15 protein-coding genes and 1 tRNA gene are annotated in these 15,556 nt (G+C 71.1%); 9 read left to right on the top strand and 7 right to left on the bottom strand.

What is annotated here, in order from left to right; all coding sequences use genetic code 11:
• Positions 1 to 43: 43 nt before the first annotated feature.
• Complete coding sequence (locus OG206_RS14880) at positions 44 to 706, bottom strand: DUF461 domain-containing protein (RefSeq protein ID WP_327116181.1); 663 nt, start codon at positions 704 to 706, stop codon at positions 44 to 46.
• Between the two features lie 705 nt (positions 707 to 1,411).
• Between OG206_RS14880 and OG206_RS14875 the strand changes: the two genes are divergently transcribed.
• The 6 genes from OG206_RS14875 to OG206_RS14850 all read left to right on the top strand — a co-directional run bounded on the left by OG206_RS14875 (position 1,412) and on the right by OG206_RS14850 (position 8,225).
• The gene (locus tag OG206_RS14875; RefSeq protein WP_006380568.1) at positions 1,412 to 1,894 is read left to right on the top strand and encodes a CarD family transcriptional regulator; all 483 of its coding nucleotides are present in this window, start codon (positions 1,412 to 1,414) and stop codon (positions 1,892 to 1,894) included.
• Between the two features lie 368 nt (positions 1,895 to 2,262).
• Entirely contained in the window at positions 2,263 to 3,027 is a 765-nt protein-coding gene (gene ispD / locus OG206_RS14870) for a 2-C-methyl-D-erythritol 4-phosphate cytidylyltransferase (RefSeq protein WP_327116179.1), read from the top strand.
• Complete coding sequence (ispF, locus tag OG206_RS14865) at positions 3,017 to 3,532, top strand: 2-C-methyl-D-erythritol 2,4-cyclodiphosphate synthase (RefSeq protein ID WP_327116177.1); 516 nt, start codon at positions 3,017 to 3,019, stop codon at positions 3,530 to 3,532. Before ispD ends, ispF begins: the two co-directional genes overlap by 11 nt.
• Positions 3,533 to 3,691: 159 nt before the next feature.
• Positions 3,692 to 5,092, top strand: a complete 1,401-nt coding sequence (cysS, locus tag OG206_RS14860) for a cysteine--tRNA ligase (protein WP_327116175.1) — start codon at positions 3,692 to 3,694, stop codon at positions 5,090 to 5,092.
• Positions 5,093 to 5,198: 106 nt separating this feature from the next.
• Positions 5,199 to 6,155 (top strand): 23S rRNA (guanosine(2251)-2'-O)-methyltransferase RlmB, encoded by a 957-nt coding sequence (gene rlmB, locus OG206_RS14855; RefSeq protein ID WP_327116173.1) that lies wholly within the window; start codon positions 5,199 to 5,201, stop codon positions 6,153 to 6,155.
• 429 nt (positions 6,156 to 6,584) lie between these two features.
• The gene (locus tag OG206_RS14850; RefSeq protein WP_327116171.1) at positions 6,585 to 8,225 is read left to right on the top strand and encodes a DoxX family membrane protein; all 1,641 of its coding nucleotides are present in this window, start codon (positions 6,585 to 6,587) and stop codon (positions 8,223 to 8,225) included.
• A 79-nt stretch (positions 8,226 to 8,304) separates the two neighbouring features.
• Here OG206_RS14850 and OG206_RS14845 read toward each other — a convergent pair whose 3' ends face one another.
• From OG206_RS14845 to OG206_RS14835, 3 genes are all read right to left on the bottom strand, one after another.
• The gene (locus OG206_RS14845; RefSeq protein WP_327116169.1) at positions 8,305 to 9,024 is read right to left on the bottom strand and encodes a nucleotidyltransferase family protein; all 720 of its coding nucleotides are present in this window, start codon (positions 9,022 to 9,024) and stop codon (positions 8,305 to 8,307) included.
• A gap of 36 nt (positions 9,025 to 9,060) precedes the next feature.
• On the bottom strand, positions 9,061 to 9,474 hold the full coding sequence (locus OG206_RS14840) for a hypothetical protein (RefSeq protein ID WP_327116167.1): 414 nt from the start codon (positions 9,472 to 9,474) through the stop codon (positions 9,061 to 9,063).
• Positions 9,475 to 9,700: 226 nt separating this feature from the next.
• Positions 9,701 to 10,837, bottom strand: coding sequence for an ABC transporter ATP-binding protein (locus OG206_RS14835; protein WP_327116165.1), 1,137 nt, complete (start codon positions 10,835 to 10,837; stop codon positions 9,701 to 9,703).
• A gap of 176 nt (positions 10,838 to 11,013) precedes the next feature.
• On the opposite strand from OG206_RS14835, the gene OG206_RS14830 reads away from it, so the two are divergent.
• Positions 11,014 to 11,087: transfer RNA gene (locus tag OG206_RS14830), tRNA-Thr, on the top strand.
• A gap of 93 nt (positions 11,088 to 11,180) precedes the next feature.
• Here OG206_RS14830 and OG206_RS14825 read toward each other — a convergent pair.
• The 3 genes from OG206_RS14825 to OG206_RS14815 form a co-directional block, all read right to left on the bottom strand.
• The gene (locus tag OG206_RS14825; protein ID WP_327116163.1) at positions 11,181 to 11,546 is read right to left on the bottom strand and encodes a hypothetical protein; all 366 of its coding nucleotides are present in this window, start codon (positions 11,544 to 11,546) and stop codon (positions 11,181 to 11,183) included.
• 76 nt (positions 11,547 to 11,622) lie between these two features.
• On the bottom strand, positions 11,623 to 12,309 hold the full coding sequence (locus tag OG206_RS14820; protein ID WP_327116161.1) for a TNT domain-containing protein: 687 nt from the start codon (positions 12,307 to 12,309) through the stop codon (positions 11,623 to 11,625).
• Positions 12,310 to 12,638: 329 nt separating this feature from the next.
• Positions 12,639 to 14,048, bottom strand: coding sequence for an NAD(P)/FAD-dependent oxidoreductase (locus OG206_RS14815; protein WP_327116159.1), 1,410 nt, complete (start codon positions 14,046 to 14,048; stop codon positions 12,639 to 12,641).
• 63 nt (positions 14,049 to 14,111) lie between these two features.
• On the opposite strand from OG206_RS14815, the gene OG206_RS14810 reads away from it, so the two are divergent.
• The gene (locus tag OG206_RS14810) at positions 14,112 to 15,020 is read left to right on the top strand and encodes an aminoglycoside phosphotransferase family protein (protein ID WP_327116157.1); all 909 of its coding nucleotides are present in this window, start codon (positions 14,112 to 14,114) and stop codon (positions 15,018 to 15,020) included.
• A gap of 40 nt (positions 15,021 to 15,060) precedes the next feature.
• Positions 15,061 to 15,537: a GNAT family N-acetyltransferase gene (locus OG206_RS14805; protein WP_327116155.1), complete on the top strand. Its 477-nt coding sequence runs from the start codon at positions 15,061 to 15,063 to the stop codon at positions 15,535 to 15,537.
• Positions 15,538 to 15,556: the final 19 nt, after the last annotated feature.

Below are 15,556 nucleotides of genomic sequence, written 5' to 3'. Positions count from 1 at the left end.
CACACGCGCGTGCGTCCGCCCGCGACGGGCGGGCGCGTACGTGTCACTCGGAGGCGGAGGCCTCGTCCGACGGGGTGGCCGATCCGTCCGCAGGCGTCGACGGTTCGCCGGACGCGGACGGGCTGCCGGATTCGGCACCCGGAGTCTCGGACGCGTCGCCCGAGGGGGTGGCCGTGGGCTTCGGAGTCGGCAGCGTGCTGGGGCCGAACTTCTCGAAGAAGCTGGTCGCCGGCACGACGGAGGCGCCGAGCTCGATGTCCCCGGTCTCGCTGAACGTGAAGGCCACGTTCTGCACGCTTCCGTCCGCACCGACCTGACGGCCGTTCTCGATCACGGCGGAGGCGTTGTTCTTGCCGCCGAGCACGAGCCGTCCGCCGGCCGGGAGCACGAGCGGGCCCTTGCCCTTGGCGGGATGGAGCTTCACCGTGGCGTTTCCGCCGGGCAGAGTGATCTTCTCCAGGACCTCACGCTTCGTGGTGTCGTTGAAGAGGGTGGCGCTGATGACGGCCGGGCCCTCGGCCTCGTGATCCGGCTGCGTGATCACGTTGAGGTTCTGGATCTTGATGCCGTCGACAGCGGTGGCTGCGTTGTCCGGCCTGACCTGGAGCGTCTGCGCGTTGTTGCCGGCACCGCAGGCGGACAGGGTGGCGATCGAGAACACGAGGGCAGTGGCGGCGAGGGCGCCGTGTCGAAGGCTGCGGCTCACGGCGGCGGCAACTCCTTGAACGTTCGGACTGCGGACTTCGGACTCTGCGGACAGGAAGGCCCGAGCGGCCGTAAAGCCGCCCTAAGTGTGTGTCAGCGGGCTTCAGGTTACCGAGCCGTCGTCCCGGGCCCGCACCCGACCCGCCCCCCGGGACGGTCGGACTGCGGACCGTGCACGCCGACGCGGAGGTGTCCGGCGGCCGACGCGCCCGGCCCGCGGCCCGCCGGGGTGGATGCGTGAGGTGTTCCGTGCGGTCCGGCGGCCCGCGGCCGCGTGGATTCGCACCGCGTTCACATAAGGCGGTCCGGCGGCGTGTTGAGCGCGCGGTGATCCAATTCCCCGGGGCGGCGCATTTCGCGCGCATAATCCACCCGGCCTGCAACCGTTGATCAATTTCATTGACCATGGAGCTAAGGCCCGTACGAGTGATCGATGTTCGAACGGGGCAGGGAAAGTTCACCATCCGGAACGCGACAAAACGGGATGTTCGTCCCCTTCTGGAGGACTTCCGGGCCGTGTGACGGGTGCGTTTCGGCTCGCCCGTACGCCCGCTCCGACCTGCGAATATCGCCTTCCGGAAGGCCTCCGCAGCACGTTCGTGTTGCAGTTGTCAAGCCCTGAGATATGCCCTGACCTGCGAAAACGCCATTCAGGAGAAGCTGTTCTCGTGTTACTCTGGATAGCCACGGAAGGGGTACCTGTCACATGACGTTCAAGGTTGGCGACACCGTGGTCTATCCCCATCACGGGGCCGCGCTGATCGAGGCTATCGAAACTCGCCAGATCAAAGGCGTGGACAAGACCTACTTGGTGCTCAAGGTCGCCCAGGGCGACCTGACGGTTCGTGTGCCGGCGGACAACGCGGAGTTCGTCGGTGTGCGTGACGTGGTCGGGCAGGAAGGCCTGGACCGGGTCTTCGAGGTGCTGCGCGCACCGTACGCCGAAGAGCCGACGAACTGGTCCCGACGCTACAAGGCAAATCTCGAGAAGCTCGCCTCCGGCGATGTCATCAAGGTCGCCGAAGTGGTTCGTGACCTGTGGCGTCGCGAGCGCGAGCGTGGTCTCTCCGCAGGTGAGAAGCGCATGCTCGCCAAGGCCCGCCAGATCCTGGTGAGCGAGCTCGCCCTCGCGGAGAACACGAACGAGGACAAGGCCGAGGCCCTTCTCGACGAGGTTCTCGCGTCCTGATCCGGACGACACCGATGACCGGATGACACCGGCGAGAAGTGTCCGGTCTGTGTACATATGCCGCGGTGCCTGCTGACGAGCCGTTTTTACGGCGAGTCATCAGGCACCGCGGCATGTTTCGTCTCCCGGGCAGCGCGGAGCCGACGGGGGCAGCCTCCGGTGGCGGGATCCGGGAGACCTACCCCGGCCGCGTCCCGGTGTCGCGTCCCTCGATAACCTCGCACCCTCTTCAAGCCCTGTCGGCGGCTCGGCCGACCAGGGGTCACGGAAGGGGTCCCGGTCAGGTCGAGGCGTCGCGCCCGGCTCACTGGGCCCACTACCCATGTCGGCCGTGGAAACAAACCTGCCGAAGCTTCGGAGTGCAACCGATGTCACCGATGTCCCCGACGCCCGCTGAACCGAGTACCGGCCGCACCGCAGCGGTGATCCCCGCGGCCGGCCGCGGGGTGCGGCTCGGCCCGGGTACTCCCAAGGCGCTGCGCGCCCTCGGCGGTACCCCGATGCTCATCCACGCGGTACGGGCGATGGCCGCGTCCCGCGCCGTCTCGCTCGTCGTCGTGGTCGCGCCCCCGGACGGCGCGCCCGAGGTCAAGAACCTCATCGACGGCCACGCGCTGCCCGAGCGCACCGATTACGTCGTCGTCCCCGGCGGCGCCACACGCCAGGAGTCCGTGAGGCTGGGCATCGACGCCCTGCCGGACGACGTCTCCGTCGTGCTGGTCCACGACGCCGCGCGGCCGCTCGTGCCCGTCGACACAGTGGACGCCGTCATCGAGGCCGTGCGTGACGGGGCACCCGCGGTCGTCCCCGCGCTGCCGCTCGCCGACACGGTCAAGGAGGTCGAGCCGGGGGAGCCGGGCGCTCCCGAGCCGGTGCTCTCGACCCCCGTACGGGCGCGACTGCGGGCCGTGCAGACGCCTCAGGGTTTCGACCGGGCCACGCTGGTCCGGGCGCACGAGCGTGTGGCCGTCGACGGGGACGGGGCGACGGACGACGCGGGCATGGTCGAGCGGCTGGGCGGGACCGTCGTCGTCGTGCCCGGCCACGAAGAGGCATTCAAGGTGACCCGGCCGCTGGACCTGGTCCTGGCCGAGGCCGTTCTCGCACGCCGGAGGGCGAACGATGGGTTCTGAAACAGCACGTGAGCAGTCCGTGCCCGTGATTCCGCTCGTCGGGATCGGGACCGACATCCACGCGTTCGAGGAGGGCCGCGACCTCTGGTGCGCGGGTCTGCTCTGGGAGGGCGAGGGGCCCGGTCTGGCCGGGCACTCCGACGCGGACGTCGTGGCCCACGCTGCCTGCAACGCCCTGTTCTCGGCCGCCGGACTCGGCGACCTGGGGCAGCACTTCGGCACCGGCCGTCCCGAGTGGTCCGGAGCCTCCGGGGTCACCCTCCTCACCGAGGCCGCGCGGATCGTGCGGTCCGAGGGCTTCGGGATCGGCAATGTCGCCGTGCAGGTCGTCGGTCTGCGCCCGAAGATCGGCAAGCGCCGGGAGGAGGCGCAGAAGGTGCTCTCCGACGCGGTCGGCGCCCCCGTCTCCCTGTCCGCTGCCACCTCCGACGGCCTCGGGTTCACCGGCCGGGGCGAGGGCGTCGCGGGCATCGCGACCGCGCTGGTCTACCGCGCCACGGGCTGACCCGGGAGCCCGGGCCCGCAGCCGCGGCGGGCCCGGGGCGCCCTGACGCTGCCCGCGGGAGGGGCCGCGCGGGCGCCCGGCGCCACCGTCATCGATTAGTTGTGACACGTTTTCCACAGGGGGCGCTGGGCACTGGTGCGGGCCCACTACCCTTGAGGCGTGACTATTCGCCTGCACGACACCAACGCCCGGCAGATCCGTGACTTCACCCCGCTCACAGCGGGCTGCGTCTCGATCTACCTCTGTGGCGCGACTGTCCAGGCCGCCCCGCACATCGGTCACATCCGGTCGGGGCTGAACTTCGACATCATGCGCCGCTGGTTCGAGTACCGCGGTTACGACGTCACGTTCATCAGGAACGTCACCGACATCGACGACAAAATCATCAAGAAGTCGGCCGAGCAGGGGCGCCCCTGGTGGGCCATCGGCTACGAGAACGAGCGGGCGTTCAACGCCGGTTACGACACCCTGGGCTGCCTCCCGCCGACGTACGAGCCGCGCGCCACCGGCCACATCACCGAGATGGTCGAGATGATGCGCGGCCTCATCGAGCGCGGCCACGCCTACGAGGCCGACGGCAACGTCTACTTCGACGTGCGCTCGTACGAGGGATATCTCGAGCTGTCCAACCAGGACCTGGACGACCTGCGCCAGCCCTCGGGCGACAACGAGACCGGCAAGCGCGACCTGCGGGACTTCGCCATGTGGAAGGCCGCCAAGCCCGGCGAGCCGAGCTGGGAGACCCCGTGGGGCCGCGGCCGGCCCGGCTGGCACCTGGAGTGCTCGGCGATGGCCCACAAGTACCTCGGCAGCGCCTTCGACATCCACGGCGGCGGCATCGACCTGATCTTCCCGCACCACGAGAACGAGATCGCCCAGGCCAAGGCCTTCGGCGACGAGTTCGCGAAGTACTGGGTGCACAACGGCTGGGTCACGATGTCCGGCGAGAAGATGTCGAAGTCCCTCGGCAACTCCGTCCTGGTCAGCGAGATGGTGAAGGCCTGGCGCCCCATCGTCCTGCGGTACTACCTCGGCACCCCGCACTACCGTTCCATGATCGAGTACAGCGAGGACTCCCTGCGCGAGGCCGAGTCGGCCTTCGCGCGGATCGAGGGCTTCGTCCAGCGCGTGGTGGAGAAGGCCGGGGGTCCGGTCGCGGCCGCCGCCGAGGTGCCGCCCGCGTTCGCCGAGGCGATGGACGACGACCTGGGCGTCCCGCAGGCGCTCGCGATCGTCCACACCACGGTCCGGCAGGGCAACTCCGCTCTCGCGGCCGACGACAAGGAGGCCGCGGTCGCGCGTCTCGCCGAGGTGCGCGCCATGCTCGGCGTCCTCGGTCTGGACCCGCTCGACCCGCACTGGGCGGGCGAGAGCGACCGCGGTGAGGATCTGCACGGCGTGGTCGACACCCTCGTACGGCTGGTCCTCGACCAGCGGCAGTCGGCACGCGAGCGGAAGGACTGGCCCGCCGCCGATGCCATCCGCGACCAGCTCAACCAGTCCGGCATCGTCATCGAGGACGGCCCCACGGGGCCCCGGTGGACGCTCGGGCCGCGCTGAGCGGGTCCTCGCACCATGCGTGAGCAGCGCAAATGTGCCGCCCGGCCGTCCGGGCGGCACACTTTCACTTGACGACGTTTTTCTGAAGCAACGAAACAGGTAGGTCATGGCCGGGAACAGCCAGCGCAGGAACCGCCGCACGTCCAACAAGAAGGGCATGCAGGTCGGCAGCGGTGGCCAGCGACGCCGTGGTCTCGAAGGCAAGGGACCGACGCCGCCCGCCTCCGTCCGTAAGGGACACAAGAAGAACAGGGTGGCGAACGCCCAGGCCAAGCAGGCCGCGGCCCGCCGTCCCGCCCCGCGCCGTGGTGGCGCCAAGGGCACCTCGGAGATGGTCGTCGGCCGTAACCCGGTCTTCGAGGCGCTGCGCGACGGTGTCCCCGCGACCACGCTCTACGTCCAGCAGTACATCGACAACGACGAGCGGGTCCGCGAGGCGCTGCAGCTCGCCGGTGAGCGCGGCAACATCCACCTCATGGAGGCCCCGCGCCCCGAGCTCGACCGGATGACGAACGGCCTGAACCACCAGGGCCTCGTCCTCCAGGTCCCGCCCTACGAGTACGCGCACCCGGAGGACCTCACCGCCGCCGCGTACGACAACAACGAGGACCCGCTGATCGTCGCGCTCGACGGCGTCACCGACCCCCGTAACCTCGGCGCGATCGTGCGCTCCGTCTCCGCCTTCGGCGGTCACGGCGTGGTCGTCCCCGAGCGCCGGGCGGCCGGCATGACGGCCGGGGCCTGGAAGTCCTCGGCCGGCACCGCGGCTCGTACTCCCGTCTCGCGCGTCACCAATCTGACCCGCGCCCTTGAGGGCTACCAGAAGGCGGGCCTCACCGTGGTCGGCCTCGCCGCCGACGGCGAGCACACCGTCGAGGACCTGCAGGAGCTGGCGGGCCCCGTCGTCATCGTCATCGGCAGCGAGGGCAAGGGGCTCGGCCGCCTCGTCGGCGAGACGTGCGACTACCGGGTCCGGATCTCGATGCCGGGCGGCGCCGAATCGCTGAACGCCGGTGTGGCCGCGGGCATCGTGCTCTACGAGGTGGCCCGCCGCCGGGCGTGAGCCGCGGTGGCGGGGCGGGGCGGCCGGGATTCTCCTCGACGCCGCGCCCCGTGCGTCCCGCCGGTACCCCGGCGAGGCGCGTTACGCGTAATCCATGACGCCGGGTCGTCGCCAGTTCAGGCGGAGTACGCCACCTGTCCGCGCGGCGCTGCACCCGCTGTGGTGGCGGATCTCCGTACGGGCTCGCCCTCCTGCGGCCGTGGGAGACAAAGACCCTGGGCCAAGGGCTCGCCCCGGGCCGTCCGGTGCCGTTCGCCTGCCGCTGTCCCGCAGGACGTCGCCGCTCCGCCGGGACGTCCGCACCGGCGTCTGGCATCGCGCTCCGCGTGCCGGGATTCGGCCGACTCGCCAGGTGTGGACGGATGTTGACGGGTCTCGGACACTTCCGATGCGTCAAGGCAGTGTCCTAATCACACATCACTCGGTTAGATGAGTGTGGACACCAGAACGCCGCGGTTCGACGACCAACCCGCCCTGAGCATGACGAAGGTGGACAGCGACCCCGCGCAGGTCATCGTCAGCCACGCCAGCTTCCGGGTGCAGCTCGCCCCGGGTCAGCGCACACGTCTGCGCCCCCTGGGCTCCGCCGGGCCGGCGCGGATCCCCGCCATGAGCGGAGCGGGAGCCCGCAGGCGGGCTCCCGTCGTCTGGAGCGGCAGGTCCGAGCCGGGCGACCCCGGTGCGAGCGGACTCCTGCAGGCCGTACGGAACTCCACCGTCGGCCACCTCGACACCCGCCCCGGCGGCGACTTCGGCGCGGGCTACGACGACGCGGGCGGTGGCACCCAGGTCATCCCGCGCCTCGACGAGACCCAGCCCAACCCCGTGGTCCCCGCACCCCACCGGCACGGTGGCGGCCGCAGCGGCCCCCTGCTGCCCCCCATGCGGCAGGCCGTCGGCGCCTACGACTCCGCGGGCACACCGCCGCACGACGGATACGACACCGGCTACGCCGACGATTCCGGGGACGGCGAGGGCCGTGACGGAGCCACCGCCGGGGAGCGCCGTCACGCCGCCGACAACGTCCGGCACGCCTACTACCCCGACCGCAGGATGAACCTCGGGGTCGTGCTCCTCCCGTTGCGCGTCCTGCTCGGTTTCATCTCGATCTACGCCGGCATGGGCAAGCTCTGCGACCCCGCCTACTTCGAGGGCGGCGACCGGGGCTCCATGGTCAAGTGGCTGACCTCGCTGCACCCGTGGTCCGCCGCGGAGCCGCTGCGCGACTTCGCGCTGTCCCACCCTGTCGGCGCCGGGCTCCTGGTCGCCTTCCTCCAGGTCGTCGTGGGCGTCCTGACGGTCCTCGGCCTGTGGCAGCGGGTCGCCGCCGCCTTCGGCGCCCTGCTCTCGGCAGCCCTCCTGGTGACGGTCAGCTGGCGCAGCGTCGCCACGTACGGCGTCTCGGACATCATCTTCCTGGCAGCCTGGAGCCCGCTCGTCATCGCGGGTGCCCCCGTCTACTCCCTGGACGGGCGGCTCGCGGGCGAGGCCTGGCGCACACTGGGCCCGCGGTCGGAGATCGGGGACCTCCGCCGCCGGGTGCTGCGCCGGGGCAGTGCGGTGGCCACCGTGGTCGTCGGTCTGACGCTGCTCGTCGGTTCCATGCTGGGCGGAGCGGTCCGTTCCAGCGAGGTCGTCACGGTGCCGGGCCCCGACAGCTACCCGACCAACCAGCTGCCCGGCTCTCCGCTCCCCGGCGAGCCCAAGGCGAAGAAGCGCAAGCCTTCCAGCAGCCCTGAGGGCCGCCGTCCGGAGACGTCTCCCTCCAGTGCCCCCGGTACCCCGTCGGCCAAGGAGTCCACCCCGGGTTCCGACTCCTCACGTGAGTCCGGCCCGACCGCGGGGGCGAGCACGGGGCAGCCCAGCCAGACGCAGGGCACCGGGCAGGCTCCGCCGCAGGAGCCGGAGCCGCAGGAGCCGCCGGCCGGGGACCCGGGCCCCAGCTCCTCGGGTTCCAGCAGTTCCGGCGGTGCCACCGGTGGTTCGGACGGCGGCGGTTCGGACGGGGGCTCCGGGGGCGGTTCGTCCGGTGGCGCCGGCCAGAACCCGATCGGCGGTCTGCTCGGCTGACGGCCGCGCCCCACGTCGTGAGGGCGGCCACCGGACATCCGGTGGCCGCCCTCACGCATGGGCCGGGGGTGCGAGGGCCTCAGCCGTCCACGTGGGCGCCCAGTTCCTTCGCGGCCTCGGTGAGGTCCTTCGCGGTGTCGATGGCCCGCCAGTAGGCGCCCTGCGGCAGCGGGTATCCGGCCAGCCGGCGCTCGCGGGCCAGCCGGGGGAACGTCGTACGCTCGTGGTCGCCCCGGTCCGGCAGCAGCGCCGTGAAGGAGGGAGCGAAGACGTACACGCCCGCGTTGATCAGGTACGGCGACGGCGGAGACTCGATGAAGTCGGTGATGTGCCCGAAGGCGTCCGTCTCCACGGCGCCCCACGGAATCCGCGGGCGGGCCAGCGCGAGCGTCGCGGTGGCGTCCCGCTCCGCGTGGAAGGCGGCCATCTCCCGCAGGGAGAAGCGGGTCCAGATGTCGCCGTTCGTGGCGTACCAGGGTTCCGACGGATCGGGGAGCCGCGTGGCGGCGTGCTTGAGACCGCCGCCCCGGCCGAGAGGCTCTGTCTCGACGACGGTCGTGACGCGCAGAGGAAGTGCGGCGGAGTCCAGCCATTCCTGCAGGACACCGGCGAGATGGCCGCACGAGATCACGGCATCGGTGACGCCCTCGGAGGCCAGCCAGGACAGCTGATGGCCGATGATCGGCGTCCCGGTTCCCGGGATCTCGACCATCGGCTTGGGGCGGTCATCGGTGTACGGGCGCAGCCGTGACCCCTGGCCACCCGCCAGGATCACGGCCTGCGTCGGATACGTATGCATGCCAGGCACGATATGCCGTGCCCGGACATGCCCGGCTCAGCTGAACTGTGCGACCCCCGAGGCGAACGAGGTGTCGCAGACCGGACGGGAGAAGCGGTGGGCGCGGGTCGGGCCGTACTGGTCGACGGCCGCCTTGCCCAGGGCCCTGGCGAGTGACATGCAGTGCCTGGCGAGCGACGGACGCCCCTCGACGGCACGCTGGAGGCTCGTGAGGGCGACGCCCGGGTCCTCCTCCCGGAGTTCCAGGAGGAGCTTGTCCCGCAGGATGTCCTGCGGTGTCCGTGCCTTGGCCTGCTTGGACACGGTCTCCGAGGCGGCGGTCAGCAACTGGGTCTCGGTGTCCTGCCCCGACCACTGCACACGGGTGACCGCGAGGGTCCCGGACAGGACCATGACGACGGGCAGTACGAGAGCTAGGGTTCGGCCGATTCGGCGCGCGGTGTGGGTCACGCAGGCGAGCGTAGCGGGCAGTGATGACTCGGCGACATTTCGTCACCCTTGCGAGGGATGGTTCGACGAGGCTTTTCGAATCGCACGTTGACGTGTCGAGGTGAATTGCCCCTTCTGTCGGGGTATTTGATGCCTGGCCGACGTGAAACCCGAATCCGCGACACGACACGCGAACGGCCCCGGTTCCTCGGAGGGAACACGGGGCCGCAGCGGGATGATCAGGTGATCAGTCGGTCAGGCGCTCACCGGTCGAGGTGGCGAAGACGTGCAGCTCGTCCGGGCGCGGCACGACGTGCAGCTCGGTGCCCTTCTCCGGGACGGCGCGGCCGCCGACACGAACGACCAGGTCCTTGTGCTCGCCACCGACCTGCGCGGCACCGTAGACGAAGCCGTCGGCGCCGAGCTCCTCGACGACGTTGACGGAGACGGCCAGGCCGGCCGGGGCGTCGGCGGTGCCCTTGGACAGGCCGTGCGCGGCGGCGCCACCGTGCTCGACGATGTCGAAGTGCTCCGGGCGGATGCCGACCGTGACGGTGCGGTCACCTCGGTCGGCGGCGGCGGAGAGCGCGGCGCGGGAGACCGGGACGACGCTGTTGCCGAACTTCACGCCACCGTCGGTGATCGGGACCTCGACGAGGTTCATCGCCGGGGAGCCGATGAAGCCGGCCACGAAGAGGTTCGCCGGGCGGTCGTACATGTTGCGCGGCGAGTCGACCTGCTGGAGCAGACCGTCCTTGAGGACTGCCACGCGGTCGCCCATGGTGAGGGCCTCGACCTGGTCGTGGGTCACGTAGACGGTGGTGATGCCGAGGCGGCGCTGCAGCGAGGCGATCTGCGTACGCGTCGACACGCGGAGCTTGGCGTCGAGGTTCGACAGCGGCTCGTCCATGAGGAAGACCTGGGGCTCACGCACGATGGCGCGGCCCATGGCCACACGCTGGCGCTGACCACCGGAGAGCGCCTTCGGCTTGCGGTCCAGGTAGTCGGTGAGGTCCAGCATCTTGGCGGCCTCTTCGACCTTCGCCCGGATCTCGGTCTTGTTCACACCGGCGATCTTGAGGGCGAAGCCCATGTTGTCCGCGACGGACATGTGCGGGTAGAGCGCGTAGTTCTGGAACACCATGGCGATGTCCCGGTCCTTCGGGGGCAGGTGCGTGACGTCGCGGTCACCGATGCGGATGGCGCCGCCGTTGACGTCCTCGAGACCCGCGAGCATGCGCAGGGAGGTCGACTTGCCGCAACCGGAAGGACCGACGAGGACGAGGAACTCGCCGTCCTCGATGTCGATCTCGAGCTGGTCCACAGCCGGCTTCGTGGAGCCGGGGTAGACGCGGGACGCCTTGTCGAACGTGACACTGGCCATGGCGATGTCTCTCCTCACCGGCAGGAACGTGCCGGACGATCCGAGTAATGGAGTGGTGTGGTCCACCGGAGTGAACCTGGAGTGACGCTACCTGGCGATTTCGGATCTGTCAGTAGTCCAAGGTCCCGAATATTGGGCGTGACCAGGCCGTGAGGTTGGTTAGACTGCTCCGGCACGCCTCCTTAGCTCAGCTGGCCAGAGCAACGCACTTGTAATGCGTAGGTCATCGGTTCGAATCCGATAGGGGGCTCGGAGAGAACCCCAGGTCACACAGCCCGTGACCTGGGGTTCTCTGCTGTCCGGGGGTGTGAGACGGAGGTGCCTGGGCTGACACGGACCGGGTTCAGGTCCCTGCCGGGCTGTCGCCGTCGCGGCCGGGGGCCCGTTCGAAGTCCTCCTCCGCCCGGCGCTGGATCTCGTCGGCGTCGGCCAGGAGCCGGTCGACCCGTTCCGCGCCGCCGGGTACGGGCGGCGGCACGTCCGTGAGGGTGGCGTACAGGTAGCGGCACGCCTCGGCCTCCGTGCCGAAGCGCTCGATGACGCTGTCCTCGCCGCGCTGGCGCATGAGCACCGGCCACGCGCCCGCCTCCTGGCGCAGGACGTAGTAGGCGTCCAGCTGGAAGGGGACGCCGTGGACGCCCGGGATCTCGTACAGCGCGTCCGGGACCCCCTCGCGGCGGAGGCGTTCGGTGAGCTCGGTCCTGTTCATCGGGTCGGTTCCCCCCTGCATGCGCCCGGGCGGGCTCCGGCCGTGCCGGAACCCGCCCGGGGGAGTGCGGCTGCGATCAGTTCAGGGCTTCGAGCTTCTGGGCGGTGACCAGCTCCGAGACCCGTTCGGCCGTCTTGTACTGGATCCCCAGACCGGGCTGCCCGAACCAGGGCCGGATGCGGCCGGCCTGCACCGTGAACGCTTCCGTCACCCGGTACAGGTGGTAGCTGTAGGGGTAGTCGTCGGTGTACCTGACGAGGTTGCTCGGCGGGATGGCGCGCTTGGCGTACGGCGTGCCGGCGGGGGCGAGGAAGTTGCCGCGTCCGCTGCCGAAGAGGTCGACCAGCTGGCCCACGCGGAGCGTCAGCGGCTTCTGCACCGGGTCGCCCGCACGGTCGAGGACGAAGCCGTCGTGGTCCGGGTACCACCAACCGGACTCGCCGGTCAGGGGGTTGGTCTGCCAGTAGCACCCGAGGAACCAGTACGCCGACGTCGGACCCGTGCGGTCGTAGCCGCGCAGCATCCTGCCGATGGCGCCGGTCTTCGGCAGGACGCGGGGGCCGAGCCGCCAGTCACCGAGGTAGTACTGCTCCAGGGCCGGGTTGGGCGCTCCGGCCGTGCCGCGCGTCCGGCCCTCGGTCGGACACTGGGCCTGGGGGCGGACCCTGTCACCGGTGTCGGCGTGGGCGGCCGCCGGTGCCGGGCCGACGAGGAGGAGCAGCGAGGCGATCGCACTCCAGGCGATATTCCGCAGCACCCGCATAGAGATGGTCCCTTCCCATGGCCCGCGCAGGCCGGGGGGCAGGCGGGCGTCGAGGTCGCGCGGAGGCGCCCCCGGAGGAGGGCGCCCGCGATGTGGTGACCCTCAGTCAATTCCGCTTGCGGTGCCGGGTGCGGGCAAGGATGCTCGCCATCACCCGTACGGAGCCGGACGTTCTCCTGATCGGCCTAAGGGCTGTCCCGGTGCGGTACGGGAGCCGGAGTTCGGCTGCGGTGGGGCGGCGGCCGGCCGTCGCCTCCGGGACCGCCCGGCCCGCCCGCGGTGGCGGGGACGGCCGGGCGTCCTGGCAGGTCGGGGGTGGCTCGCGGCGCTCAGTGGCGGCCGACGATGCGGTCCGCCACCTTCGCGATCCGGTCGGTGGCGGCCCGGGACGAGGTGGCCTCGCGGCGGTCGGCGGCGCGGTAGGCGGCGTAGAGGGTGTGGACGCCCAGCCAGCGGAAGGGTTCGGGTTCCCACCGGCGCACCTTGTGGTTCACCCAGGGCAGGGCGGTCAGTTCGGTCGGGCCGGCCTGGCCGGAGTCCTGCTGGATCAGGTCACGCAGGGTGCGCGCGGCGAGGTTGGCGGTGGCGACGCCCGAGCCGACGTAGCCGCCGGCCCAGCCGAGGCCGGTGCTGCGGTCCAGGGTGACGGTGGCGCACCAGTCGCGGGGTACGCCGAGCACACCGGACCAGGCGTGGTCGATGCGGGTGCCCGCCGTGGTGGGGAAGAAGCGGACCAGCAGGTCGCGCAGGGCCTCGATCGTGGCGGGCTGTGTGCGGGCCGTTGTGTTGACGTTGGCGGCGGCGGAGCCGTAGCGGTAGGGGACACCACGACCGCCGAGGGCGATGCGGTCGTCGGCCGTGCGCTGGGCGTACATGTAGGCGTGGGCCATGTCGCCGAGGGTCTCGCGGCCGTCCCAGCCGATGGTGTCCCACACCGCCTCGGGGAGGGGCTCCGTGACGATCATCGAGGAGTTCATGGGGAGCCAGGTGCGGGTGTGGCCCTTGATGCCTGCGGTGAAGCCCTCGGTGCAGCGCAGGACATAAGGGGCGCGCACCGTGCCGTACGGGGTGACGGCGTGCTTGGGCCTGATCTCGGTGACGGGGGTGGACTCGTGGATCGTGACGCCGAGGGCTTCCACGACGTCGGCGAGGCCCTTGACGAGCTTGGCCGGGTGCAGTCGCGCACCGTGCGGCGTCCAGCTGGAGCCGACGGCCCCGCTGACGCGGATGCGTTCGGCGGTCTCACGGGCGCCCCGGAGCACACGGTCCGTCTCGCCGAACGCGATCTCGACGGAGTGGAAGTCCTTGAGGCGTGCCAGCTGGGCCGGGGTGTGGGCGACTTCGAGGACACCGCCGTGGTGGATGTCGGCCTCGATGCCCTCCTCCCCGGCGGTGCGGACGACCTCGCCGACGGTGTCGTTCATGGCTCGCTGGAGGCGTACGGCGGCGTCGTGGCCGTGGAGTTTCGCGTAGCGGTCGCGGCCCGCGATGCCGTTGTAGAGCCAGCCGCCGTTGCGTCCGGAGGCGCCGAAACCGCAGAACTTGGCTTCCAGGACGGTGATGTTGAGGAAGGGCACCGCCTTCTTCAGGTAGTACGCCGTCCAGAGCCCGGTGTAGCCGCCGCCGACGATGCAGACGTCGGCGGTGCCGTCGCCGGGCAGGGGCTCGCGGGGGGAGGGGGTGCCCTCGTGGGCGTACCAGAACGAAATGCCGCCGTTGACGGTACTGACGGTGCTCATGAGTTCCCTGCTTGTCCGTGTGCAGCCGAGTCGCTGGAGGGACGGTACCTCTAGGGTCGGGATGTGATCGAGGTTCCGGGCGAGCTGGTCGAGAGTCTGCGGGTCCATGGCGGAGCGAGGGGGCGGGATTTCGCGGACGCGCTGCCCGGGCTGGCCGCGCGGTTCCTCGAGGAGTGGGGGCTGCGGCTCGACGGCCGCGCGATGTACGGGATGTGCGCGCTGGTGCTTCCCGTGGCGCGGGAGAACGGCACGCGGTCGGCGCTGAAGCTCCAGGCGATCGACGAGGAGACCGCGGGGGAACCCGTCGCGCTGCGGGCCTGGAGCGCCGCGGGCGCCGGTGCGGTGGGTGTTCTGGAGTACGACGGGGCCACCGGGTCGATGCTGCTGGAACGGCTCGACGAGCGACGCCCGTTGGCCGGTGTCGCCGATGTCCGCGAGTCCGTGCGGATCCTCGCGGAGGCCCTGGCCGGGCTCGTCGCCGTACCGGCTCCGGCAGGGATGCGGCGGCTGGGCGACCTGGCCTCCCGGATGCTGGACGCGGCCCCCGGGACGGTCGCCGGGCTGGCCGCGGAGCACGAGCGGCGGCTGCTGCTGGACTGCGCGGCGGCGGTACGGGAGGTGGCCGGGGAGCCCGGGGACAGGCTGCTGCACTGGGACCTGCACTACGACAACATCCTCGCCGGCCGCGCGGAGGACGGGCGGGCCGGCGAGTGGGTCGTGCTGGACCCGAAGCCGCTGGCGGGCGACCCGGGGTTCGAGCTGTTCCCGGCGCTGGACAACAGGTTCGACGCCGCAGAGGTGCTGTGGAGGTTCGACCTGCTGACGGGCGTGCTGGGCCTCGACCGGGAACGCGCCCGGGCGTGGACGCTGGGGCGGGTGCTGCAGAACGGGTTGTGGGCGGTCGGTGAGGGGCGGACGCGGCTTTCGCCGGACCACGCGGAGATCGCCCGCCGGCTGCTGGGGCGGGGGTGAGGCGCGAGGGCACCTGGGAGGGCTTGTCTACGCTGCCGTCATGATTCGTGAAGCAACTCCCGCCGACGTCCCCGCGATCCACGCCATGATCCGTGAGCTGGCCGACTACGAGAAGGCGCTGGACGAGGCGAAGGCCACCGAGGAGCAGCTGCGTGAGGCGCTCTTCGGGGGACGGCCCGCCGCCTACGCGCACATCGCGGTGTCGGACGAGGACGGCGAGGTGGTCGGCTTCGCGCTGTGGTTCCTCAACTTCTCGACGTGGCGCGGGGTCCACGGCGTGTATCTGGAAGATCTGTATGTGCGCCCGGAGCGGCGCGGCGGAGGCCATGGCAAGGCGCTGCTCGCCGAACTGGCGCGGATCTGCGTGGAGCGCGGGTACGGGCGCCTGGAGTGGTCGGTGCTGGACTGGAACGCCCCGTCCATCGCCTTCTACGAGTCGCTCGGCGCGCGTCCGCAGGACGGGTGGACCGTGTACCGGCTTGACGACAGCGCGCTGGGACGGCTCGGCGCGGCCTGACGCGCGCACCTTCGCGTAC

Source organism: Streptomyces sp. NBC_01341, assembly GCF_035946055.1.
In the GTDB taxonomy this organism is placed as follows: Bacteria; Actinomycetota; Actinomycetes; order Streptomycetales; family Streptomycetaceae; genus Streptomyces.
This window is presented reverse-complemented; position numbering and strand designations above follow the sequence as displayed.

Coding starts and splice junctions, on each gene's coding strand:
- OG206_RS14875 (WP_006380568.1), top strand. CDS start 1,412: ATGACGTTCAAGGTTGGCGACACCGTGGTCTATCCCCATCACGGGGCC.
- ispD (WP_327116179.1), top strand. CDS start 2,263: ATGTCACCGATGTCCCCGACGCCCGCTGAACCGAGTACCGGCCGCACC.
- ispF (WP_327116177.1), top strand. CDS start 3,017: ATGGGTTCTGAAACAGCACGTGAGCAGTCCGTGCCCGTGATTCCGCTC.
- rlmB (WP_327116173.1), top strand. CDS start 5,199: ATGGCCGGGAACAGCCAGCGCAGGAACCGCCGCACGTCCAACAAGAAG.
- OG206_RS14850 (WP_327116171.1), top strand. CDS start 6,585: ATGAGTGTGGACACCAGAACGCCGCGGTTCGACGACCAACCCGCCCTG.
- OG206_RS14845 (WP_327116169.1), bottom strand. CDS start 9,024: ATGCATACGTATCCGACGCAGGCCGTGATCCTGGCGGGTGGCCAGGGG.
- OG206_RS14835 (WP_327116165.1), bottom strand. CDS start 10,837: ATGGCCAGTGTCACGTTCGACAAGGCGTCCCGCGTCTACCCCGGCTCC.
- OG206_RS14825 (WP_327116163.1), bottom strand. CDS start 11,546: ATGAACAGGACCGAGCTCACCGAACGCCTCCGCCGCGAGGGGGTCCCG.
- OG206_RS14820 (WP_327116161.1), bottom strand. CDS start 12,309: ATGCGGGTGCTGCGGAATATCGCCTGGAGTGCGATCGCCTCGCTGCTC.
- OG206_RS14815 (WP_327116159.1), bottom strand. CDS start 14,048: ATGAGCACCGTCAGTACCGTCAACGGCGGCATTTCGTTCTGGTACGCC.
- OG206_RS14805 (WP_327116155.1), top strand. CDS start 15,061: ATGATTCGTGAAGCAACTCCCGCCGACGTCCCCGCGATCCACGCCATG.